Below are 22,021 nucleotides of genomic sequence, written 5' to 3'. Positions count from 1 at the left end.
AGCGCTTCGAAGAACCTTGCCTTCAAGTCCCCAAAATCCACGATCCCCGCAACTCCCTGAACAACAGGGTGTTGCGGGGATCGCTAGAACCCGCCCGTTCCGGTCGCGGGGCCCTTCCCGTATCCCGATATCCCGCACGCGGTCGTGCCGTACGGGTCTGCGGGTCTGCGGGGGTCTACGGCTCTACGGGGCCTGCGGCGCGCCCCACTCGCGGGCCCGCAGCGGCATCCCGGAAACCCCGCCGTCCCCCGGGCGGACCGCCAGGACCTGGTTGACGCCGAGCCGGTTGTGTTCGAAGCCGAGCGCGGACGCCGCCATGTAGAGCAACCACACCCGGGCCCGGCCGGGCGAGGTCAGCCGGACGGCCTCGTCCCAGTGCCGCTCCAGCCGGGCCACCCAGGCCCGCAGCGTCAGCGCGTAGTGCTCGCGCAGCGCCTCCACGTCGCGGACCTCGAAGCCGGCCCGCTCCAACTCGCCGACGGTGGTGCCGATCGGGGAGAGTTCCCCGTCGGGGAAGACGTAGGCGTCGATGAACTCGTCGACCCGGTACGCCTCTTCGTCCGGCTCCGGCGGCCGGGCGATCTGGTGGTTCAGCAACCGGCCGCCCGGGCGCAGCAGCGCGTGCAGGGTGTGGGCGTACTCGCGGTAGCGGGCGGCGCCGACGTGTTCGGCCATGCCGATCGAGGAGATCGCGTCGAAGGGGCCGTCCTTGACGTCCCGGTAGTCCTGGACGCGGATGTCGATCCGGTCGGCCAGGCCCTCTTCGGCGGCCCGCTTGCGGGCGTAGACGGCCTGTTCCTGGGAGAGGGTGATGCCGGTGACCTGGACGCCGTACTCGCGGGCCGCGTGCAGGGCCATGGAGCCCCAGCCGCAGCCCACGTCGAGCAGGCGCTGCCCGGGCGCCAGGTCGAGCTTGCGGCAGACCAGGTCGAGCTTGTCCCGCTGGGCGTCCTCCAGGGTGCCGCCGGGGCTCCAGTAGGCGCAGGAGTACACCATCGAGGGGCCCAGCACGTGCTCGTAGAACGCGTTGCCGACGTCGTAGTGGTGGCTGATCGCCTGGCGGTCGCGGCCCTTGCTGTGGGCGGTGCCACCGCGGCGGACGGCCTCCTCCGGGGGCGGCGCGGGCGCCGGCCAGGGCCGGGCCAGGGCGATCAGGTCGCGTACGGCGGCCCGCACCTCGGGGTCGCGCAGCAACACGGCCGTTCCGGCGACGCCGGCGGAGGCGGCGGGCAGGTGCGGGCGCAGCGCGGCGAGTTTGGCCAGTCCCGTCGGCACCGGCTTCGGGGCCGGGGCGGGGACGGGCGCGCGTTCCCAGAGCAGTCCGGCCACCCGGTCCAGCAGCTCGAACAGGTCGCCCTCGACGGTCAGCTCACCGGCCACCCACGCCCGGGCCAGTCCCAGCTCGCCCGGCTTCCACAGCATGCGGCGCAGTGCCCGGCGGTGGTTGAGGACCAGGGTCGGCCCGGTGGACGGGCCGGCCTCGCTGCCGTCCCAGGCACGTATGCGCACGGGCACGGGGGCGCCCAGCAGGGTTTCGGCGAGAGCGGCCAGCCGCGGCGCGGCGTCGGTCATGGCAGGCACCTCCATAAGTTCCGACCGAACGGCCTACCCATTTCCGCCAAGGGTTAGGCCCTGTCCGGACGATCTTCGCGGAGGCGGCTCAAGGAACACCCCAGGACGGCACGAGGACCCCGTGCGAGCGGTCACCGGCGTGCCGGGAGGGGCGGCAGGGGGCGGGTCGGCAGGAGGGGCGGCAGGGGGCACGGGGGAACGCCGAAGGGGCCGCCCGCACCACGGATGGCGGACGGCCCCTTCGGGGACGTGCTGGTCGAACTCAGGCGTGCCGCGGCTCGCGCCGCGTCAGGATGCCTTCGCCTTCTGGGCCGGGGCCTGGGCGGCCGGGGCCGGCGCCGGCTTGGCGGCCTCGTAGAACTCCTCGCGCGGCGATTCCAGCGCACCGAGGGAGACGACCTCGCGCTTGAGGAACATGCCGAGGGTCCAGTCGGCGAAGACGCGGATCTTGCGGTTCCAGGTCGGCATGGCCATGCCGTGGTAGCCACGGTGCATGTACCAGGCGAGCCGACCCTTGAGCTTGATCTTCATCTTGCCCATGACGATCATCGCGACGCCCTTGTGGAGGCCGAGACCCGCCACCGCACCCTTGTTGGAGTGCGCGTACTCGTGCTGCGGGAAGCCCCGCATGCCCGAGATGACGTTGTCGCCGAGGACCTTGGCCTGGCGCAGCGCGTGCTGGGCGTTCGGCGGGCACCAGGCGTTCTCGACGCCGGCCTTGCGGGCGGCGACATCGGGGACCTGGGCGTTGTCGCCCGCGGCCCAGATGTAGTCGGTGCCCGTGACCTGGAGGGTCGGGGAGGCGTCGACGTGACCGCGCGGGCCCAGCGGGAGGCCGTAGCGGGCCAGGACCGGGTTCGGCTTGACGCCGGCGGTCCAGACGATGGTGTTGGAGTCGACCTCGAGGCCGTTCTTCAGCACCACGTGGCCGTCCACGCAGGAGTCCATGGAGGTGTTGAGGTAGATCTCGATCCCGCGGGACTCCAGGTGCTCCTTGCCCCAGGTGCCGAGCTTGGGCCCGACCTCGGGAAGGATCTTGTCGGCCGCGTCGACCAGGATGAAGCGCATGTCCTCGCGCTTGATGCTGGAGTAGTACTTGGCCGCGTCGCGGGCCATGTCCTCGACCTCACCGATGGTCTCCGCGCCGGCGAAGCCGCCGCCGACGAAGACGAAGGTGAGGGCCTTGCGGCGGACGTTCTCGTCCGTCGTGGACTCGGCCTTGTCGAGCTGCTCGAGTACGTGGTTGCGCAGGCCGATGCCCTCTTCGACGCCCTTCATGCCGATGCCCTGTTCGGCGAGGCCGGGGATCGGGAAGGTGCGGGAGACGGCGCCGAGCGCGATCACCAGGTAGTCGAAGGGCAGCTCGTACGCCTCGCCGACGAGCGGCGTGACGACGGCGACCTTGCGGTCCTGGTCGATGCTGGTGACCCGGCCGGTGAGAACCTCTGCCTTGGGCAGCACGCGTCGCAGCGGGACGACGACGTGCCGAGGCGAGATGCTGCCTGCGGCCACTTCGGGGAGGAAGGGCTGGTAGGTCATGTACGAGCGCGGGTCGACGACCGTGACGGTCGCCTCGCCGTAGCGCATCTTCTTCATGATGCGCTTGGCCGCGTACAGACCTACGTACCCACCTCCTACAACGAGGATCCTGGGACGCTCCGTGGTGCTCATGGAACGAGTATCCAGCACCCCAAGGGGTGACGCTCGTGAGCCCCTTCACAAGGTACTCGGGCCCCTCTGCTACACTGCGCCGCCCACGTGACCCAGATCATGGCGCGGAACGGGAACCACCGTGTAACGGGAGTCGTTGTTCACCCGTCCTGAACTGGCCTCCTAGGCCGAAAACGGAGTAGACCACCGGGTTCGTGGATACCTACCGGCGACCTCCGCCCGGCTCCGACAATCGCACGAACGCTCGGCCAAAAAGGGCTCACGGGGGTCGCGAGCGCCCCTAAGGGCCCTCCGCTTCACCCTGCGGGCCTTTTTTCCTTGTGAAGAACTTCACGAAGCTCGTGCATTCGAAGGCTCTTCCGGCTCTCGAACAGGCCCCCACAAGGTCCCGTCCACGCCCGCTCCATGCCCGAACGACCCGCGAACCAGGCCGACTCAGGCCACCCCGGGCCGGCTTGCGGGTACCTGGGCCCACCCTTGCGACGGTCATCACGCGCAACGGCGCTCCGGTGGCCGCGGTAGCGCGATCGCGGACTTCGAAGCGCTGGAGGAAGCGGCCGACGTGATGTCGGCCCGGGAGGCGGAAGCGGTCCTGGCCGAGGACGCCCCACCGTGACGATGGCCGGCCCGCAGTGGCTCAGGCCACGGACCAGGCGATGCCGTCGAGGATGTCGTGTTCCGAGACGACGACCTCCGAGGCGCCGACGCGTTCCATGATCGCGAGCAGGACGAGGGCGCCCGCGCCGATCACGTCGACCCGGCCCGGGTGCATGACCGGGATGGCCTCCCGCTCGGCGTGGGTGGAGGTCAACATCCGCTCGGTGATCTCGCGGACCTGCTCGTAAGGGATGCGGGAGTGGTGGATCGCCGACGAGTCGTACTCCGCCAGGCCCAGCGCGACGGCGGCGACGGTGGTCACCGAGCCCGCGAGGCCCACCAGGGTGCGGGCCCGCGCCAGCGGCACCGTCTCGGCGGCCAGGTCCAGGGCCGCCTCGATGTCGGCCCGTATGGCGGCCACCTGTGCCGCGCTCGGCGGGTCGCTGACGACCCCGTCCGCCACCAGGTGACGCTCGGTCATCCGGACGCAGCCCACGTCCACCGAACGCGCCGCCTCGACGTGCTGCGAGCCGACGACGAACTCGGTGGAGCCGCCGCCGATGTCCACGACCAGGAACGGCCGGTCCAGGTCGGTGCGGCCCGAGAGTTCCTTGGTGGCCCCGGTGAAGGAGAACTCCGCCTCCTGGTCGCCGGTGATCACCTCGGGCTCCACGCCCAGGATGTCCAGCACCCCCCGGACGAAGTCCTCGCGGTTCTCGGCGTCCCGCGAGGCCGAGGTGGCCACGAACCGCACCCGCTCGGCGCCCAGCTCCTTGATCACGGCGGCGTACTCGCGGCAGGCCGCGAAGGTGCGCTCCAGCGCCTCCGGCGCCAGCCGGCCCGTCTTGTCGACGCCCTGGCCGAGCCGGACGATGGTCATCCGGCGGTCCAGTTCCACGAACCCACCCGTCGCGGCGTCACAGTCCGCGACCAGCAGCCGGATGGAGTTCGTACCGCAGTCGATGCCCGCCACCCGGGTCACCGCGACGACTCCTTCTCACCCGTGCACGGCGTGACACAGGGCCCCTTGGCCCACCACTCCGGCAGCATCGCCAACGCCTCGTCGCCGAACGGGTTCACCCCGGGCCCGGCCGCGAGCGAGTGGCCGACCAGGACGTGCAGGCACTTCACCCGGTCCGGCATGCCACCGGCGCTCGGGAAGCCCTGGAGCACCTCGATGGCGTCGCGGCGGGTGATGTAGTCCTCGTGCGCGGCCCGGTAGGCCGCGGCCAGCTCCGGGTCCTCGGCGAGTCGGGCCTGCATCTGCTTCATCACGCCGTTGGCCTCCAGCGTGCCGATCGCACCGGCGGCGCGGGGGCAGGTCAGGTAGTACAGCGTCGGGAAGGGGGTGCCGTCGGGGAGCCGGGGCGCGGTCTCCACGACGTCCGGCTGCCCGCAGGGGCAGCGGTGGGCGATGGCGCGCAGGCCGCGCGGCGGGCGGCCGAGCTGCTGCTCGAACGCCTCGATGTCCGCGGCGGTCGGCTCGGTGCGGTCGGTCTGGGGCGGGGGCGTCTGCATGCCTGGAGTGCGTCTCTTCGTTTCGTAAGGGTGGTCTGGGTCAGTCGCCGGGGTCAGTCGCCGGGCCGGTCGGCCTTGTCGACGCCGTCCCAGACGTTCGAGTACCAGGGCCGGTCGGAACCGGCCTGCCCGGTGCGGCGGTGCTCGGCGGCCTCGGCACCGGGGTCGTTCATGATGTAGCCGACCTCGCCGGGGCGCAGGAAGTGCAGGTGCTTGCGCGCCTGCTGCTCGGCGTAGGCCGGGTCCTGCCAGCGGGCCTTCTCGTCACGCAACTGTTCGAGGCGCTTGCGCGCGCCGTCGGCGGCCCGCTGCTGGTCCGCGATCTCCGAACGCTGGGACACGTACTGGCGCATCGGGTACGCGAGGGCGACGACCAGCGTACAGAGGACGAGCACCAGCAGCGCCGCCCGGCCGGTGAGCCGGCTGCGGCGGACCTGGCGGCGCGACTGCGAGCGGTAGACGTGGGCGGCGGTCCGCTCGCCGAGCTGCTTGAGCCTGGTCGCGGTCGAGAAGGTGGAGAACCGATCCCGGTTCCCGGCCATGGTCCCGCCTCCCCTTCGCACGCGGTACGCAATACGTCCCCGCACACGGTACGGGACCGAGTGCGGGGACGTACGGAGGCCGGCGCCGCGAGGCGCTCATTGGCCCTGGTGCCTACTGGTCCGCGAAACGGAACCGGGGGAAGGCCGAGCGGCCCGCGTACACGGCGGCGTCGTCGAGGATCTCCTCGATGCGCAGCAGCTGGTTGTACTTGGCGACGCGGTCCGAGCGGGCCGGGGCGCCGGTCTTGATCTGGCCGCAGTTCACGGCGACGGCGAGGTCGGCGATGGTGACGTCCTCGGTCTCGCCGGAGCGGTGCGACATCATGCACTTGAAGCCGTTGCGCTGGGCCATCTCGACGGCGTCCAGGGTCTCGGTCAGCGAACCGATCTGGTTGACCTTGACGAGCAGGGCGTTCGCGGAGCCCTCCTCGATGCCGCGCGCCAGGCGCTCCGGGTTGGTGACGAAGAGGTCGTCGCCGACGATCTGGACCTTGGCGCCCAGGCGGTCGGTGATGGTCTTCCAGCCGGCCCAGTCGTCCTCGAACAGCGGGTCCTCGATGGAGACCAGCGGGTACGCCTCGACGAGCTCGGCGTAGTAGTCGGTCATCTCGGCGGCCGAGCGGGACTGGCCCTCGAACTCGTACTTGCCGTCCTTGTAGAACTCGGACGCCGCGACGTCGAGCGCGAGCGCGATGTCCTTGCCCGGGGTGTAACCGGCCTGCTTGATGGCCTCGATGATGAGGTCGAGCGCGGCGCGGTTGGACTCCAGGTTCGGGGCGAAGCCGCCCTCGTCGCCCAGACCGGTGGAGAGGCCCTTGGTGTGCAGGACCTTCTTGAGGGTGTGGTAGACCTCCGCGCCCCAGCGCAGCGCCTCGGAGAAGGACTCCGCGCCGATCGGGGCGATCATGAACTCCTGGATGTCGACGTTGGAGTCGGCGTGCGACCCACCGTTGAGGATGTTCATCATCGGGACGGGCAGCAGGTGCGCGTTCGGGCCGCCGAGGTAGCGGAAGAGCGGCAGGTCCGACGCCTCGGACGCGGCGTGCGCGACGGCGAGGGAGACGCCGAGGATGGCGTTGGCGCCGAGCGAGCCCTTGTTGTCGGTGGCGTCCAGGTCGAACATGGCCTGGTCGATCAGCCGCTGCTCGGTGGCGTCGTAGCCGACGAGCTCCGGGCCGATCTGCTCGATGACGGCGAGGACGGCCTTCTCGACACCCTTGCCCATGTAACGGTTGGGGTCACCGTCACGGAGCTCGATGGCCTCGAATGCACCGGTGGAGGCGCCGGACGGGACTGCAGCACGGCCGGTGCTGCCATCGTCGAGGCCCACCTCGACCTCGACCGTGGGGTTGCCTCGGGAGTCCAGGATTTCCCGGGCTACGACGACGTCGATGGACGGCACGAGCATCTCCTTCTGGGATGTGACGCTGGGTGTGCGGTGGCAGGGGGCCGTGGGACGGCCCTGCCGACTAGAGCCTAACCGGCTCCGGGCACTGGACCGGCCGACCGCCCGGGTCCTGGGACGAAAAAGCGGCCGTACGCCTGCTTTCCCGGACAAAGGGACCGCCCGTGGACCGCCTCCCGGCCGTGGTCCGGCCCGGATCCGGCCGCGATCCAGCCATGATCCGGTCCGATCCGGCCGCGGACGCGCCACCGCCCGGCGCGTGGAGGGGTACGCGCCGGGCGGTGGTCGGACTCGGTGTCACCCGAGGTTTCAGCTCAGCTTCAACTTCTGGCCCGGGAAGATCAGGTCGGCGTCGGAGACGATGTCCTTGTTCAGCTCGAACAGCTTCTCCCAGCCGCCCTTGACGGCGTTCGCCTCGGCGATGGTGCCCAGGGTGTCGCCCTCCTTGACCTCGTACGAGCCGTTGCCCGTCTTCGGGGCCTCGGTCTTCGGGGCGGCCTTGGGGGCGGCCTCGGAGCGCTCGGAGCGGGTGACCGGGGCCTCGGGCCGCTTGGTCTCCTTCTTCGGCGCCGGGGCGGCCTTGGTCTCGACCTTCGGCTTGGCGGGCTTGGGGGTCTCGGCCGAGCCGCCGCCGCTGTACGAGGAGTTCGACAGGCCCACGCCACAGGACGGCCACGCACCCTTGCCCTGGCCCTTGAGGACCTTCTCGGCGATGGCTATCTGCTGGGCCTTGGAAGCCTGGTTGGCCTGCGCGGCGTACGCCTTGCCGCCGTAGGCGGCCCAGGTGGAGGACGTGAACTGCAGGCCGCCGTAGAAGCCGTTGCCGGTGTTGATGGCCCAGTTGCCGCCGGACTCGCACGCCGCGACGCGGTCCCACTCGGCGCCGGTCGCGGCGCTGGCGGAGCCGGCCGCCATGAGGGGCGCGGCGACGGCGACACCGGTGACACCGGCGAGCGTGACGATGCGGGTGGCCTTGGAGGCGCGGCGGTGCTTGCCCTTGCCGGAAAGCAGCATGGAGTTTCTCCTCACCGACGCCTACGAGGTGAGCTGTCGGGTTCGGGCGAGTGAGTTGCCCGGCCGCGCGACCAGCGCGCGGCTTAACCCCTAGCCGGTGTGACCGTCTCTCGACGGCCGCTCCCGGCGCTTACCTTGGTTCCCCCGCTCCTGCCTTCGGCGCTTGACGCGACGACTGTTCTCTCCGTCCGCCGGCAGGATTCGGCGATGCGGTCGAAGAGGCCCGCGGTGGCGAGCGATTCAGAAGGTAGACAGGTCTCTCCCCGATGTTCAACGAGGGACATCGGGGAGAAATCGACCTGCTTGCGTTCCGCTTAGGGGCGTTTTCGCAGGTGAGGGCGGGGTTTGCGGGAGCTTCGGTACCAGACACGCCAGTTGACCGGAAGAGACGCATGTCTCACTTGCGGATAACGGGCATTCAGCTCTTTACGCATGCCCGAAGTGCCCGTTATTTCTTGGTTAGATCCAGATTCTGACCGGGCTTGATGAGGTCGGCGTCCTTGCCGATGACCTGCTCGTTGGCCGCGTAGAGCGCGTTCCAGCCCCCCTTGAGCCCCTTGGCGTCCGCGATGGCGGTCAGGCTGTCGCCCGCCTTCACCGTGTACGTGGGGTCCGACGCGGCGTCAGTGGCCGCGGGCGTCTCCACCGCCGCCGGGCCGCGGTGCTTGCCGCCGCCCGCCGTGGCGGAGTCGGTGGTGGGCGCGTTCGACGTGGCGGACGGGGTCCCGGTGGTCGGGTCGGCCGGCGTGGAGGGGGTTCCGGACGGGGACGGCGTGACCGGGGTCGTCGGGGTTCCCGAGACGTCGCCGGGGCCGGTCGGGGTCGTCGGGGTCGTCGGCGCCGTGCCGGTCTGGTCGCCGGGCTGGGTCGGTGTCGTCGTCGGCAGGTCCGGATCGGGCATGACGGGCAGTCCGCTGTTGGGGGCGAGCGGCGCGATGGGCAGCGTGAACGGCGCCGTGGCGGACGGGCTCGGGGCGCCGGCGGCCGGGGCGGCCGGGGTGGGCGCGCCGAAGTCGGTGGCGGGGTCGCCCGCGTCGGTGCCCGGCACCGCGTCGTCGGGGCGGGAGGGACTGGGGGCGACCTGCCGCGGGGTCCCCAGTGCGCCCGGGTCCACGTTCGCGGCGGGGCCGTCCTTCACCAGCCCGGACGACGCCGCGCACAGCGGCCACGCCTGGGGGCCCTGGGACGCCAGCACCCGCTCGCCCACGGCTATCTGCTGCGACCGGCTGGCGAGGTCGGGACGCGCCGCGAACTCCCGGCCGCCGGCGCTGTTCCACTGGTCCTGGGTGAACTGCAGTCCGCCGTAGGCCCCGCTGCCGAAGTCCGCGCTCCAGGTACCGCCGCTCTCGCATTCGGCGACGCTGTCCCACGTGGACGTGTCGGCGGCCGAGGCGTTGGTGGCCGCGAGCAGCGGCAGCGCCAGCGCGGAGCCCGTGACTCCTGCGGTGACGACGAGGGCGGGTACCTGGCGGGGGCGTCTGTGGCGGCCGTTCCCGGAACGCATGTAGTGCACCTTTCGCATAACGGCGGGGTAACGGCAGAACCTAGCCCCCTTCGAACGCATGTCACAAGTTCGGCCGGTAACTGACTGCGGGTCAGGGGCTGTCCCGTTACGCCCTCATGTGTTTCGGGGTGTGAAGCGGACCGGAAGGGTGCGCAGGCCACGCATGATGAGTCCGCCCCGCCACCGCAGGTCCGAAGGTGGAACGGCCAGTTCCAGATCCGGCAGACGCATCAGCAAACTCGCGAGCGCGGTCTGACCTTCGAGCCGGGCGAGCGGCGCGCCGAGGCAGTAGTGGATGCCGTGGCCGTACCCGAGGTGCTGATTGTCACTTCGGGAGAGGTCCAGGGTGTCCGGTTCCGCGAACCGCTCGGGATCGCGGTCGGCCGCCGCGAGGACCACCAGGACCGGGTCGCCGGTGGCGATGTCCTGTCCGCCGAGGACGACGGGCTCGGTGGCGAAGCGCCAGGTCGCGAGCTCCACCGGGCCGTCGTAGCGCAGGAGTTCCTCGACGCCGGTGGCGAGCAGGGCGCGCTCCCCGGCGGCCAGCGACGCCTGGAGGCGCGCGCGCTGGCCGGGGTTCATGAACAGGGCGTGCAGCCCGTTGCCGATCAGGTTGACCGTCGTCTCGAAACCGGCGAAAAGCAGGATGAAAGCCATGGCGGTGGCCTCGGCCTCCGTCAGGTGGTCGCCGTGGTCACTGGCCCGGATCAGGTCCGAGATGAGGTCATCGCCCAGATCATCCCTTTTGCGGTGGATGAGTTCACCGAGGTAGGTGCGCATCTGCTTGACCGAGCGGGCGACACCGCCGCGCGGCCCGCCACCGTGTCGGATCATCATCCCGGCCCAGTCCCGGAAGTCGTCCTGGTCCTCGCGCGGTACGCCGAGCAGCTCGCAGATGGCGTAGATGGGGAGGGGGAACGCGAACTCGTGGATGAGGTCCGCCTCACCCCTGCTCTCGAACCGCTCGATGAGCTGGTCGGTCAGCTCCTGCACCCGCGGGGTGAACGCGGCCACCCTGCGCGGGGTGAACGCCTTCGACACCAGCCGCCGCAACCGGGTGTGGTCCGGCGGGTCGATGTTCAGCAGGTGCGTCATCAGCTCGGCCTTGCGCTCGCCCGGGATGCCGGTCTTGCCCTTGGCGTGCGCCGGCTCCGCGTGGTGCGCCGGGTTCTTGCTGAGCCGCTGGTCGGCGAGGGCCTGGCGGGCGTCGGCGTACCGGGTCACCAGCCATGCCTCGACCCCGCTGGGCAGCTTGGTCCGGTGCACCGGCGCGTGTTCGCGCAGCCAGGCGTACGCCGGGTACGGGTCGGTGGCGAACTCCCAGTCGAACAGGGTGGGGCCCTGGGGGGAGAGGGGGTCTTCGGGGGCTGCGGGAGTCGGCTCGTGCACCCGTCGACCGTATCCCGGCCGCCGGCCCGCACCCGCTATGGGCGGTTCGTCGGGGGCTGGCCGTAGATACCCCTTCGCTTGACCCGGCCGCGTTCGCCGTTCCTACTTCGGTGCTGTGGACGTAAGGATCTTGAAGAGCAGCTTCGCCGTGGTGGAGAGACGCGCCGAACACGCGGCCAGGTTCTTCTACTCCCACCTCTTCTGGCACCACCCCGAGATCCGTACGCTCTTCCCCGCCTCCGGGCAGGAGATGGAGCGGCAGCGGGACCGGCTGTTCGCCGCTCTCACCCATGTCGTCGCGCATCTGGAGAGCGAGTCGCTCCTCCCCTATCTACGCGACCTCGGACGCGACCACCGCAAGTTCCTCGCCGGCCCCGAGGAGTACGAGGCCGTCGGCGCCAGCCTGCTCGCCGCGCTCGCCGAGGCCGCCGGCGAGGCGTGGACCCCGGCCGTGGCGCGGGCCTGGGCGGAGGCGTACCGGCTGATCGCCGGGGTGATGAGCGCCGCGGCCGCGCAGAGCGAGGACCCGCCGTGGTGGGACGCCGAGATCGTGCGCCACCTGCGGTACGGCCGGGACCTCGCCGTGCTGACCCTGCGCCCGCACGCCCCGCTGGGCTACCGGCCGGGCCAGTACGTGAGCGTGAGCAGCGACCGTGTCCCGGCCTGCTGGCGCGCGTACTCCCTGGGCAACGCGCCCCGCCCCGACGGGACGGTGGACCTGCACGTCAGCCGGATCGAGGGGGGCCGGCTCAGTACCGTCCTGGTCGGCGGGACGGACCCGGGCGAGTCGCTGCGCCTCGGTGCGCCCGGCGGCGCCCTGACGCTGCGCCGGGACGGCCGCCCCGTCACCCTCATCGCCGCGGGCACCGGCTGGGCCCCGGTCCGCGCCCTGCTGGAGGAACTCGGCCGGCACCCGCCCGATCAGGACGTCCGGCTCTTCGTGGTCGCCCGGGACGCCGCGCACCTCTACGACCGCCCGTTCATCGACGCGTACGCCGACGCCTTCGAGTGGCTCGCCGTCACCTACATCACCCCGGCGCCGGGGCAGCAGCGCAACGAGGCCACCGACCGGCTGGGGACCGCCCTCGGCCACCGCGGGCTGTGGTGGGAGCAGGACGTCTACCTGAGCGGGCCGGCGCCGTTCATCGCGGAGACCGCCCGCCTGCTGGAGCAGCTCGGCGCGCACCCGGGGCACGTCTTCCACGACGCGGTGCCCGCGGTCGAGTCCGGCGGCGGCCACGGCCCGAACGGGCGACCGCTCGGCTTCGGCGAATGGTTCCTCAGTCGCCCGTCCCCGCACTGGATCAACCCCGCGGCCCGCGCGCCCCGACAACCGTGACCCCGCACGGGACCGCTTCCCTACTCCGCTGCTCCCCTCCCCTGCTCCCCTCCCCTACTACTCGCTCTCCGGCGCGACGCCCTCCGCCGCGCGGATCGCCGCCCGGTAGGCGCGGGCCGCCGCGCGCAGCGCCGTCTCGGGGTCGATGCCCTGCGCCTCGGCGCGCGCCGCCAGTTCGAGGAGTTCGTAGCCGATGCCCTCCCCGCGGGGCAGTTCCACGGCGAGCGGGGCCGTCCGGACGCGGCCCGCGAGCTTGGCCGCGAGCGCGAGACCGGGCTGGCCCAGCGGAATGCCGTCGGTGACCGACTCCCGCTGCTTCTCCACCGCCTTGGTGCGCTGCCAGTGCGCGCTGACGTCCTCGGGGGTCTCGGCCGTCTCGTCGCCGAAGACGTGCGGGTGCCGCCGGATCAGCTTCTCGACCAGGTCCCCGGCCACGTCGTCGATCGAGAACGGTTCGTCGCCGTCCTCCGGGCGGCCCTCCTGCGCGATCCGCGCGTGGAAGACGACCTGGAGCAGCACGTCGCCCAGTTCCTCGCGCAGTTCCTCCCGGTCGCCCGTCTCGATCGCCTCGACCAGTTCGTACGCCTCCTCGATCGCGTACTTCACCAACCCCTCGTGCGTCTGGCGCGAGGTCCAGGGGCATTCGCGGCGCACCCGGTCCATCACCTGGACCAGGTCGAGCAGGCGGGCGCCGGGCAGGTCGTAGGACCCGGGCAGCAGTTCCAGATCGGGCATGGCGACGCGGCCGGAGCCGGCCAGCCGGGCCAGTCCGTCGGTGAGCCGCCGGTCGCCCTCGCCGATCGGCAGGACGACGACGGTGCGGCCCCCGGCGCACGCCTCGACGAGGGCCTGGGCGTCGGGGCTCTCGTACGCCACCGCCACGCCCGCCTCGCGCAGGTACGGCACCTGCGGATGGCCGGGATCGGCGCACAGCACCCGGTCGGCGGCCTTCAGGGTCTGCCAGGCCGACCAGGACAGCAGGCCGGGGGCGACCCGGTGGCTGGTGGTCAGCAGGACGATGCGGCCGGTGGGCTCGGAGGGCGGCGCGTGCTCAGTCACCCTCCGAACCTACCTCCGCGCGTCCGGCCCGGGCCCCGGCGGGGCGGGCCCGCGCCCGGCGGGCTCCGCCCGGGTACGGCTCAGGCTCCGGCGGGGGCCTGCTCGGACCGGGTCCGCTGACTGATCCACGGGGTGGTCTCGTCGCCGAGCAGGATCTGCCGCGCGTCCCAACGGCCGTAGCGCGGGTTCACCTGGACGTGCAGGGCGTTCGCGGCGGCGGAGAGCTTCTCCAGCGCCTTGTCCTGGTTGCCGTAGTGCTCGAACAGCTTGTCGCGCAGCAGCTTGAAGCGGGTGTCCGCGTCCATCTGGTCCGGCGCGAGCTGTGCCTGCTGGAGGGCCGCCGTCTCCAGCGCCGCCGGGGTGCCGGCCTGCTGGAGCTGGGCCTTGCGGACGTCCTCGACCTCCCGCGTCGTCACGGTGACGCCGGCGTCCTTCGCGGCGCGCTCCAGGACGGCGGTCTGGATCATCCGGTTCAGCTTCGAGCGGTCCAGGCGCGGGGTCGCCTCGATCAGTTGGGCGCCCTGCCCGGAACGGTTCTGCGCGCTGCGGACCTCGTTCACCTGGGCCTGGAGCGCTGCGGTGGTGATCCGCTCGCCGCCGACGACGGCCGCCGAGCCGGGATGGGCCTGGCCGGAGCAGGCGGACAGCAGGGGAGCCGCCGCGAGCAGGGCGGCGGAGACGGAGAGCGCTGTGCGACGGTGCAAAGGAGCCTCCAGGGCCGGGAGATTGTGCGGCAATGCACAAGAAGGCCGTGCGGTGATCGATGGTATGCAGTCGGGGGGTTCCGAGCCACCGGTTCGACCAACGATTACCGGGGTGTCGGGGTGCGGCGGGTGCGGTGTCGGGAGGCCCGGGGCCGGGTCAGCGGACCTGGCCGAGCCACTGGAGGGTGCGGCGGATCTCCGACGGGAGCGGGTGGTTCGGCCCGTGCAGGCGGTCGGCGTCGAACAGGAGGCGGACCAGGGTGTCGTGGGCCGCCGGCCGGTCGCCCATGGCCAGCAGCAGGTGCGCTATCCGGCGCCGGACCTCCAGCGGCAGGCCCGGGTCCGGGTTGGCGTAGTGGTTCTCGAACAGCGGGAGCAGGGAGCGGTACTCGGCGAGGGCCGCCGCCGGTTCCCCGAGTTGTTCGAGGCACTGCGCGGCGTCGTAGCGGAACCGCAGCGACTGGGCGTCGCCGGCGGGGAACTCCTCGGCGAGCCGGCGCAGTTCGGGCAGGGCGCGGCGGTACTGGCCGTCGTCCATCAGCGTGGCCGCGTACTGCTTGCGCAGCGAGCGGACGACCGGCGAGTGCTCCCCGTGCTCGGCGGCGGCCGCCGGGAGGATGCCGCCGAGGATGTCCACGGCCTGGGTGAGCCGCCCCTCGTCCAGCAGCCGACGGGCCTCGTCCACCGCTCCCGGGATGTCCGGGCGGGGCTCGGCCGGGGGTTGGGGGGCCTCGGGGGTGGCGGTGGCGCGGTCGGGCCAGGGCGCGTGGGGGCGCAGGAACGGCCGGGTCGGGTCGAGCGGCCCGGCGGGGGCGCCGCCCTGGCGGGGCAGCAGCGGCGCGAGGGCCTCGTAGACCGCCTGGGCGGAGGCGGGCCGGTCCTGCGGGTCCTTGGCCAGCAGGTGCAGGAGTACGGCTTCCAGCGCGTGCGGGATCTCGGGCCGGGTGCGGCGCACCGGGGCCGGGGGCTCGTACAGGTGCCGGTGCAGGACGCCCAGCGCGCTCGACCCGGCGAAGGGGACGTTGCCGCTGAGGAGTTCGTACAGGAGCACGCCGAGCGCGTACAGGTCGGTGTGCGGGCCCACCGCGCCGCCCATGGCCTGCTCGGGGGCCATGTAGGCGGGGCTGCCGATGGGTGTGCCGGTGCTGGTGAGGCGGGTGGTGTCGGTGTCCATGACGGAGGCGACGCCGAGGTCCAGCACCAGGACGGTGCCGTCGGGGCGGACCATCACGTTGCGGGGCTTCAGGTCGCGGTGGACGATCGGCACCGCGTGCACCGCCGACAGCACGGAGCACAGTTGGGCGGCCACCGCGACGGCCCACTGCCACGGGTACGGGCTGTGTTCCACCAGGTGGTCGGCCAGGTTGGAGCCGTCGACGTAACCCATCACCAGGAAGAGTTCGTCACCGTCGTCGCCGGCGTCGTGCACGGTGACCAGGCCGGGGTGGTCGACCTGGGCCGTCACCCGGCATTCACGCGCGAAGCGGCGGCGCAGTTCCTCGGCGACGGTGCCGGGGCCGGCGACCTTGTCGGGGCGCAGCAGCTTGACGGCGACGCGGCGGTCCAGGCGTCGGTCGTAGGCGGTCCACACCTGGCCCATGCCGCCCTGGCCGAGGAGGGAGGCGAGCTGGTAGCGCTCGCCGATCAGCCGGTCGGTCACTGCTCGGGGTCCTGCACGGCGGTCGGGTTCGGGTCCTGGTAGGGGCCGCCGGGGCGCGGCGGGTGCGGGGTCTGCTTGCGCAGCAGTTCGCTGAGCTCGTCGAGTTCGGCGCGGACCTGCCCGATGCGCGGCGGCGGGGTCGGCTGCGGCGGGACCTGCGGCGGCGGGGGCGTCGGCACCGGGGACGGGACCGGCGTGTGGACCGGGTTCCGGACCGGCGTCTGGACGGGCGGGTAGCCGTAGGCCGGGTTGGGCGCCGGGTACCAGGGCGCGGCCGGCGCGAGGGCCCGGTTCTCGTGGTGGCGGATGTCGGCGACGAGGAAGTACACGCAGGTGGCGAAGCCGGTGAGGAGCGTGCCGCCGGCTCCGGCGTTGCCCTGCCAGCCGCTGGTGTCGGGGGTCGGGTCCATGCCGATCAGCACGACCCAGGCGACGGAGAGCACACAACTGAGCGCGAGCAACGTCCAGTCGCGGGTGGCGCGGGTCACGATCGCGAGCCGCAACATCGTGCCCCATGCCAGGAACCCGCAGCTCAGGACCGGCAGCAGCGCGAACACCACGCGCAGGGCCACCACACCCTCGTTACCGGGCCGGTGGTGGTGCTGCGGCGGGATGCCGGGGGCGTGCATCGGTGCTCCTGACGGGCCGAGCGGAAGGGTTGCGGGTATGAGCGTATACAGCGTTTCCGGCCATGGTGAGGGGATGTGCCCAACCGTTGTACGGTCGCAGCGCGATCCCCGGCGAAGCGGCCGGAACAGGCGGTTCCGGCCGCCGCGCGTCCGCTGTCACGCGTGTTACGAGCCGAGGATGGTGGTGAGGAATTCGCCCGTCCACCCGAGCAGTTCCCGCCCGACGAGCGGCTTCCCGCCGACCTTCGCGGTCTTGGGCCGCGGGATCAGCACCTGCGAGGTGGCGGACTTGAGGACCGCCCCCGGGTAGAGCCGCTTGAGCCGCAGCTCCTGCGATTCGCGCAACTCCACGGGCCCGAACCTGATGTTGTTGCCCTGGAGGGTGATGTCGCCGACCCCGCAGGCCCGGGCCAGCATCCGCAGCCCCGCCACCAGCAGCAGGTTCTCCACCGGTTCGGGCAGCTTGCCGTACCGGTCGGTCAGCTCCTCCCGCACGGCCTTGATGTCGGCCTCGGAGTTCGCCGCCGCGATGGACCGGTACGCCTGTAGGCGCAGCCGCTCGCCGGGCGCGTAGTCGTGCGGGACGTGCGCGTCGACCGGCAGCTCGATCTTCACCTCCAGCGGCGGCTCCTCCTCCACGGCACCTTCGACGGCGGCCCGGTAGTCGGCCACGGCCTCGCCGACCATGCGGATGTAGAGGTCGAAGCCGACGCCGGCGATGTGGCCGGACTGCTCGCCGCCGAGCAGGTTGCCCGCGCCGCGGATCTCCAGGTCCTTCATCGCCACGTACATGCCGGCGCCCATCTCCGTGTGCTGGGCGATCGTCGCGAGCCGCTCGTGCGCGGTCTCGGTCAGCGGCTTCTCCGGCGGGTACAGGAAGTACGCGTACCCGCGCTCCCGGCCGCGGCCGACACGACCGCGCAGCTGGTGCAACTGCGAGAGGCCGAAGTTGTCGCCGCGCTCCACGATGAGGGTGTTGGCGTTGGAGATGTCGATGCCCGACTCGACGATCGTGGTGGAGACGAGCACGTCGAACTTCTTCTCCCAGAAGTCCACCACGACCTGCTCCAGGGCCTGTTCGGACATCTGGCCGTGCGCCGTCGCGATCCGCGCCTCGGGCACGATCTCACGCAGCTTGGCCGCGGCCCGGTCGATGGACTCGACCCGGTTGTGGATGTAGAAGCACTGGCCCTCGCGCAGCAGCTCGCGCCGGATGGCCGCGCCGATCTGCTTCTCCTCGTAGGGGCCGACGAACGTCAGCACCGGGTGCCGCTCCTCCGGCGGGGTGGTGATCGTCGACATCTCGCGGATGCCGGTCACCGCCATCTCCAGGGTGCGCGGGATCGGCGTCGCGGACATGGTCAGCACGTCCACGTTGGCGCGCAGCTTCTTCAGTTGCTCCTTGTGCTCGACGCCGAAGCGCTGCTCCTCGTCGACGATGACCAGGCCGAGGTCCTTGAACTTCGTCTCCTGCGAGAACAGCCGGTGCGTGCCGATGACGATGTCGACCGAGCCCTCCTTGAGGCCCTCCAGGGTCGCCTTGGACTCGGTGTCGCTCTGGAAGCGCGACAGGGCCTTCACACTGACGGGGAACTGGCTGTAGCGCTCGGAGAAGGTGCCGAAGTGCTGCTGCACGAGCAGGGTGGTGGGGACGAGGACGGCGACCTGCTTGCCGTCCTGGACCGCCTTGAAGGCCGCGCGTACCGCGATCTCCGTCTTGCCGTAGCCGACGTCGCCGCAGATCAGCCGGTCCATGGGGACGGACTTCTCCATGTCCTCCTTGACCTCGGCGATCGTGGTGAGCTGGTCGGGGGTCTCCGCGTACGGGAAGGCGTCCTCCAGCTCCCGCTGCCAGGGCGTGTCCGGGCCGAAGGTGTGGCCGGGGGCCGCCATCCGGGCGCTGTAGAGCTTGATCAGGTCGGCGGCGATCTCCTTGACGGCCTTCTTCGCGCGCGCCTTGGTCTTCGTCCAGTCCGCGCCGCCGAGCCGGTGCAGGGTCGGGGCCTCGCCGCCGACGTACTTGGTGACCTGCTCCAGCTGGTCGGTGGGGATGTAGAGCCGGTCGCCGGGCTGGCCGCGCTTGGCCGCCGCGTACTCCACCAGGAGGTACTCGCGGGTGGCGCCCTGGACGGTGCGCTGCACCATCTCGATGTAGCGGCCCACGCCGTGCTGTTCGTGGACGATGTAGTCGCCGGTCTCCAGCGTGAGCGGGTCGATGGACTTGCGGCGCCGGGTCGGCATCCGGCCCAGGTCCTTGCTGGCGGTGCGCTGGCCCGTCAGGTCGGTCTCGGTCAGCACGGCGATCTTGCGGTCGGGGTCGACGAAGCCCTGGTCGAGCGAGGCGCACGCCACGTGCACGATCGACGGTTCCAGGGTGCGCAGGTCCGCCTCCAGGCGGGCCGCGATGCCCTCGCCGCCGAGCACCTCGACGGTACGGGCGGCCGGGCCGTGGCCCTCGGTCAGGTAGACGGTGTGCCAGCCGTCGGCGATCCACGCCTTGGTGTCGGCGAGGGCCCGGGCGGTGTCGCCGCGGTACGCCTCGGGGGCGTGCATGCCCAGCTTGAGGGTGTCACCGCCCAGGTCGGTGTCGTCGGCGGCGAACGGGGACACCGACCACCACATCATGCCCAGCTCGCGCGCGTGGTCGCGGACGTCCGCGATGCCGCGCAGCGAGGCCGCGCCGACGTCGATGGGCGCCACGCCACCGCCGGCGGTGGCCGCCCAGGACGCCATCAGGAACTCCTGCGAGGTCGCCACCAGGTCGGCGGCCCGCGTCCGGACCCGCTCGGGATCGCAGACCACCGCCATGGACCCGGCCGGCAGGACGTCGATCAGCAGTTCCATGTCGTCGACGAGGACGGGCGCGAGGGACTCCATGCCCTCGACGGCGATCCCTTCGGCGATCTTGTTCAGCAGTTCGCCGAGCTCCGGGTGGGCCTCGGCCAGTGCCGCCGCCCGCTCCCGCACCTCGTCGGTCAGCAGCAGCTCCCGGCACGGCGGCGCCCACAGCCCGTGCTCGGCGATCTCCAGGGACCGCTGGTCGGCGACCTTGAAGTAGCGGATCTCCTCGACCTCGTCGCCCCAGAACTCCACGCGCAGCGGGTGCTCCTCGGTGGGCGGGAACACGTCGAGGATGCCGCCGCGCACCGCGAACTCGCCGCGCTTCTCCACCAGCTCGACCCGCGCGTACGCGGCGGCGGCCAGCGCCTGCGTGACCTGCCCCAGATCGACGCTCTCGCCCTGCCGCAGGCTCACCGGCACCAGCTCGCCCAGCCCCTTGACCTGCGGCTGGAGCACCGAGCGGATCGGCGCGACCACGACACTGACGGGACCCGCGGCCGGATCGTCCTTGCTGGGGTGGGTGAGCCGGCGCAGCACCGCCAGCCTGCGGCCCACGGTGTCGCTGCGCGGCGAGAGCCGCTCGTGCGGCAGCGTCTCCCAGGAGGGGTACTCCGCCACCTCGTCGGCGGGCAGGAAGGACCGCAGCGCTGCCGCCAGGTCCTCGGCCTCGCGCCCTGTGGCGGTCACCGCGAGCACGGTCCGCTCGGTGCGCCGGGCCAGCGCGGCGATCGCGAAGGGCCGCGCGGCGGGCGGCCCCACCAGGTCGACGTGCATCCGGTTGCCGTCCCCGGCCGCGGCGACCGCCTCGGCGAGCGCGGGGTCCCGGGTGACGGCGTCGAGCAGTCCGTGCAGGCTCATGAAGGAGGCTTTCCGTCCGGTGGAGGGGCAACGCGAAGGGCCCGACACGTGAACGGGCCGGGGGCTCCCAGCGTACGACGCGCCGCCGACAGCCGCGCGAGGGATTGCCGCCGCCGCACCCTCCCGCTCGCCTCCCCCACCCCCGGCCCCCGTCCGCCGTCGCACCGCCGTTCTACGATGTGCGGACGTACCGACCGAGCGTGCCGCGTCGCCCTGCCGCAAGGGTTCACCCCCGACCGGCAGAGGGAGCACCACCGCGTGACGACTGACGCCATAGCCGGGCCCGCCCCCGTCATCCGGGGCGCGGCGGGCCGGCGCTTCCACCGCGCGGAGCCGTACGCACTGGCCGCCCTGCTGTTCGTCGCGTACGCCGTGCTCTCCCTCTCCCGGCACCGGCGGATGGAGGCCACCTCCTGGGACCTGGGCATCTTCGAGCAGGCGGTCAGGGCGTACGCGAACCTCCAGGCACCCGTCGCGGACCTCAAGGGCCCCGGCGCCAACATCCTCGGCGACCACTTCAGCCCCGTCATCGCCGTGCTCGCGCCCCTCTACCGGCTCTTCCCCGGCCCCGCGACACTGCTCCTCGCCCAGGCCGCGCTGTTCGCCGTCTCCTGCGTGCCCGTCACCCGCGCCGCGTCCCGCCTGCTCGGCCGCGCCCGGGGCCTGTCGCTGGGCGCCGCGTACGGGTTGGCCTGGGGCATCCAGCGGGCCGTCGACTTCGAGTTCCACGAGGTCTGCTTCGCCGTGCCGCTGCTCGCCTTCGCCCTGGAGGCGCTGCTCGCCCGGCGCCCGCGGGCCGCGCTGCTGTGGGGGTTGCCGCTGTTGCTCGTCAAGGAGGACCTCGGTCTCACCCTCGCCGTCCTGGCCCTGCTCGTCGCCCGGCAGGCCCGGCGCACCGACCGGCGGGCCGCCCTGGCCGCCGCCGTGACCGCGGCGCTGGCCGTCGTGGCCGCCGCCCTGGTGTTCACCGTCGTGATCCCGGCCTTCGGCAGCGGTTACGGCTACTGGGAGAAGGTGGGGCACGCCTCGCCGCTCGCCGGGCTCGCCACCAAAGCGGACACGCTCGCCTGGGTGCTCGTCCCCACCACCGGGCTGTTGGCGCTGCGCTCCCCGCTGCTGTTGCCGGCCCTGCCCACCCTGGGCTGGCGGTTCCTGTCCGGCGACGACCACTACTGGTCCACCGACTGGCACTACAGCGCCGTCCTCATGCCGATCGTCGCCCTGGCGCTGGTCGACGCCCTCGCCGCCGCCGGGCGTTCCACCCGGCCCTGGCTGCGCGCCTACGCCTTCCAGTTGCCCGGCGCCCTCCTCGCCGTCGCCCTCACCCTCAGCGTCACCACCCTCCCCCTGCGACGGCTGGGGGACGCGTCCACGTACACCACCCCCGCCCGCGTCACCGCCGCCGACCGGCTCCTCGCCCGCATCCCGGACGGGGCGAGCGTGGAGGCCGACACCGCGCCCCTGTCCCGGCTGACCTCCCGCTGCCGGGTCTACTGGATCGGCTCCGCCCAGGGCGTGCTGCCGGCCTTCGTCGCGTTCGACACCTCCTCCGGTTGGGCCGGCGACGACCCGGTCGGCTACGCCCTGCGCCTGCATCCCGGCGCCCGGTTCGGGGTGCTCGGCGAGGCCGGCGGGATCATCGTCCTCCAACGGCTGTGACGCGGGGTACGACATCGGCCCCGGCCCCGCCCCCAAGGGCAGGACCGGGGCCGGTGTACC

The 22,021-nt window shown here is 72.4% G+C and carries 16 protein-coding genes, 1 pseudogene and 1 riboswitch; of the genes and pseudogenes, 3 read left to right on the top strand and 14 right to left on the bottom strand.

All coding sequences use genetic code 11. The annotated features are described in order from the left end of the window. Window positions 1–183: 183 nt before the first annotated feature. Window positions 184–1,572 carry a class I SAM-dependent methyltransferase gene (locus ACFVXJ_RS27165; protein WP_389665566.1) on the bottom strand — a complete coding sequence of 463 codons (1,389 nt, stop codon included), beginning with the start codon at window positions 1,570–1,572 and terminating at the stop codon, window positions 184–186. Window positions 1,573–1,860: 288 nt separating this feature from the next. Next, a complete protein-coding gene (locus ACFVXJ_RS27160; RefSeq protein WP_389665564.1) occupies window positions 1,861–3,243 on the bottom strand; it encodes an NAD(P)/FAD-dependent oxidoreductase in 1,383 nt (460 codons plus the stop codon). 455 nt (window positions 3,244–3,698) lie between these two features. Between ACFVXJ_RS27160 and ACFVXJ_RS27155 the strand changes: the two are divergent. Continuing rightward, a pseudogene (locus ACFVXJ_RS27155) lies at window positions 3,699–3,859 on the top strand (type II toxin-antitoxin system Phd/YefM family antitoxin). Window positions 3,860–3,880: 21 nt separating this feature from the next. On the opposite strand, the gene ACFVXJ_RS27150 reads toward ACFVXJ_RS27155, so the two are convergent. From ACFVXJ_RS27150 to ACFVXJ_RS27120, 7 genes are all read right to left on the bottom strand, one after another. Further along, a complete protein-coding gene (locus ACFVXJ_RS27150) occupies window positions 3,881–4,822 on the bottom strand; it encodes an exopolyphosphatase (protein ID WP_389665562.1) in 942 nt (313 codons plus the stop codon). Then, the gene (locus ACFVXJ_RS27145; protein WP_389665560.1) at window positions 4,819–5,358 is read right to left on the bottom strand and encodes a DUF501 domain-containing protein; all 540 of its coding nucleotides are present in this window, start codon (window positions 5,356–5,358) and stop codon (window positions 4,819–4,821) included. Before ACFVXJ_RS27145 ends, ACFVXJ_RS27150 begins: the two co-directional genes overlap by 4 nt. 53 nt (window positions 5,359–5,411) lie before the next feature. Continuing rightward, window positions 5,412–5,900 (bottom strand): septum formation initiator family protein, encoded by a 489-nt coding sequence (locus ACFVXJ_RS27140; RefSeq protein WP_389665558.1) that lies wholly within the window; start codon window positions 5,898–5,900, stop codon window positions 5,412–5,414. Window positions 5,901–6,012: 112 nt separating this feature from the next. Further along, window positions 6,013–7,308, bottom strand: a complete 1,296-nt coding sequence (eno, locus tag ACFVXJ_RS27135) for a phosphopyruvate hydratase (RefSeq protein ID WP_389665557.1) — start codon at window positions 7,306–7,308, stop codon at window positions 6,013–6,015. 306 nt (window positions 7,309–7,614) lie between these two features. Beyond that, window positions 7,615–8,319 carry a transglycosylase family protein gene (locus tag ACFVXJ_RS27130; RefSeq protein WP_389665555.1) on the bottom strand — a complete coding sequence of 235 codons (705 nt, stop codon included), beginning with the start codon at window positions 8,317–8,319 and terminating at the stop codon, window positions 7,615–7,617. A gap of 3 nt (window positions 8,320–8,322) precedes the next feature. Beyond that, window positions 8,323–8,491: riboswitch (cyclic di-AMP (ydaO/yuaA leader) on the bottom strand. A 276-nt stretch (window positions 8,492–8,767) separates the two neighbouring features. After that, window positions 8,768–9,823, bottom strand: coding sequence for a transglycosylase family protein (locus tag ACFVXJ_RS27125; protein WP_389665553.1), 1,056 nt, complete (start codon window positions 9,821–9,823; stop codon window positions 8,768–8,770). A 114-nt stretch (window positions 9,824–9,937) separates the two neighbouring features. Beyond that, on the bottom strand, window positions 9,938–11,212 hold the full coding sequence (locus ACFVXJ_RS27120; RefSeq protein WP_389665551.1) for a cytochrome P450: 1,275 nt from the start codon (window positions 11,210–11,212) through the stop codon (window positions 9,938–9,940). Window positions 11,213–11,327: 115 nt separating this feature from the next. On the opposite strand from ACFVXJ_RS27120, the gene ACFVXJ_RS27115 reads away from it, so the two are divergent. Further along, window positions 11,328–12,551 carry a globin domain-containing protein gene (locus ACFVXJ_RS27115; protein WP_389665549.1) on the top strand — a complete coding sequence of 408 codons (1,224 nt, stop codon included), beginning with the start codon at window positions 11,328–11,330 and terminating at the stop codon, window positions 12,549–12,551. Window positions 12,552–12,608: 57 nt separating this feature from the next. Here ACFVXJ_RS27115 and ACFVXJ_RS27110 read toward each other — a convergent pair whose 3' ends face one another. The 5 genes from ACFVXJ_RS27110 to mfd form a co-directional block, all read right to left on the bottom strand. Further along, on the bottom strand, window positions 12,609–13,610 hold the full coding sequence (locus ACFVXJ_RS27110; RefSeq protein WP_389665547.1) for a nucleoside triphosphate pyrophosphohydrolase: 1,002 nt from the start codon (window positions 13,608–13,610) through the stop codon (window positions 12,609–12,611). Between the two features lie 80 nt (window positions 13,611–13,690). Next, window positions 13,691–14,314, bottom strand: a complete 624-nt coding sequence (locus ACFVXJ_RS27105) for a SurA N-terminal domain-containing protein (RefSeq protein WP_389665545.1) — start codon at window positions 14,312–14,314, stop codon at window positions 13,691–13,693. A gap of 157 nt (window positions 14,315–14,471) precedes the next feature. Beyond that, a complete protein-coding gene (locus ACFVXJ_RS27100; protein WP_389665543.1) occupies window positions 14,472–15,974 on the bottom strand; it encodes a protein kinase in 1,503 nt (500 codons plus the stop codon). Beyond that, on the bottom strand, window positions 15,971–16,603 hold the full coding sequence (locus ACFVXJ_RS27095) for a hypothetical protein (protein WP_389665542.1): 633 nt from the start codon (window positions 16,601–16,603) through the stop codon (window positions 15,971–15,973). The genes ACFVXJ_RS27100 and ACFVXJ_RS27095 overlap by 4 nt, the downstream gene beginning before the upstream one ends. 165 nt (window positions 16,604–16,768) lie before the next feature. Further along, window positions 16,769–20,302, bottom strand: coding sequence for a transcription-repair coupling factor (mfd, locus tag ACFVXJ_RS27090; protein ID WP_389665541.1), 3,534 nt, complete (start codon window positions 20,300–20,302; stop codon window positions 16,769–16,771). Window positions 20,303–20,560: 258 nt separating this feature from the next. Between mfd and ACFVXJ_RS27085 the strand changes: the two genes are divergently transcribed. Continuing rightward, the gene (locus ACFVXJ_RS27085) at window positions 20,561–21,961 is read left to right on the top strand and encodes a DUF2079 domain-containing protein (RefSeq protein WP_389665539.1); all 1,401 of its coding nucleotides are present in this window, start codon (window positions 20,561–20,563) and stop codon (window positions 21,959–21,961) included. The last annotated feature ends 60 nt before the right edge of the window (window positions 21,962–22,021 follow it).

The sequence above is a fragment of the Streptomyces sp. NPDC058279 genome, assembly GCF_042881255.1.
GTDB lineage: Bacteria > Actinomycetota > Actinomycetes > Streptomycetales > Streptomycetaceae > Streptomyces.
The sequence above is the reverse complement of the archived record's forward strand: the minus strand, read 5'-3'. Positions and strand labels throughout refer to the sequence as shown.

Excerpts from the sequence above, each read along its gene's own strand:
- ACFVXJ_RS27125 (WP_389665553.1), bottom strand. The coding sequence starts at position 9,823 with ATGCGTTCCGGGAACGGCCGCCACAGACGCCCCCGCCAGGTACCCGCC.
- mfd (WP_389665541.1), bottom strand. The coding sequence starts at position 20,302 with ATGAGCCTGCACGGACTGCTCGACGCCGTCACCCGGGACCCCGCGCTC.
- ACFVXJ_RS27145 (WP_389665560.1), bottom strand. The coding sequence starts at position 5,358 with ATGCAGACGCCCCCGCCCCAGACCGACCGCACCGAGCCGACCGCCGCG.
- ACFVXJ_RS27130 (WP_389665555.1), bottom strand. The coding sequence starts at position 8,319 with ATGCTGCTTTCCGGCAAGGGCAAGCACCGCCGCGCCTCCAAGGCCACC.
- ACFVXJ_RS27140 (WP_389665558.1), bottom strand. The coding sequence starts at position 5,900 with ATGGCCGGGAACCGGGATCGGTTCTCCACCTTCTCGACCGCGACCAGG.
- eno (WP_389665557.1), bottom strand. The coding sequence starts at position 7,308 with ATGCTCGTGCCGTCCATCGACGTCGTCGTAGCCCGGGAAATCCTGGAC.
- ACFVXJ_RS27095 (WP_389665542.1), bottom strand. The coding sequence starts at position 16,603 with ATGCACGCCCCCGGCATCCCGCCGCAGCACCACCACCGGCCCGGTAAC.
- ACFVXJ_RS27165 (WP_389665566.1), bottom strand. The coding sequence starts at position 1,572 with ATGACCGACGCCGCGCCGCGGCTGGCCGCTCTCGCCGAAACCCTGCTG.
- ACFVXJ_RS27160 (WP_389665564.1), bottom strand. The coding sequence starts at position 3,243 with ATGAGCACCACGGAGCGTCCCAGGATCCTCGTTGTAGGAGGTGGGTAC.